Source organism: Pantoea sp. SIMBA_079, assembly GCF_046940275.1.
Classification (GTDB): domain Bacteria; phylum Pseudomonadota; class Gammaproteobacteria; order Enterobacterales; family Enterobacteriaceae; genus Pantoea; species Pantoea borealis.
The window spans coordinates 1-261 of record NZ_JAWRYR010000497.1; the positions used below are offsets into that span (position 1 = coordinate 1).

The 261-nt window shown below is 67.0% G+C and carries 1 protein-coding gene; it reads left to right on the top strand.

Going from position 1 to position 261, the window contains the following annotated elements:
• Positions 1-17 precede the first annotated feature (17 nt).
• A partial coding sequence (locus tag SB719_RS20945) for a hypothetical protein (protein ID WP_412159857.1) occupies positions 18-261 on the top strand: 244 nt, incomplete at its 3' end.

Here is a 261-nt window from a genome sequence, read left to right on the forward strand (position 1 = left end):
CCAAGCGCCACCTGGGGATGGAGACGATCAAGTTCGAGGACGTCGCCGGCAAGGGCGCCAAGCAGATCTCGTTCTCGCAGGTCGCCATCGACGATGCGTCGAAGTACGCCGCCGAAGATGCCGACATCACCCTGCGGCTCCACAGGGTCATGAAGCCGCGGATCGAGGCCGATGCGGGCCTGGCGCGCGTCTACGCCGACATCGAGATGCCGCTGGTGCCGGTGCTCGCGCGCATCGAGGCCAATGGCGTGCGCGTGGATG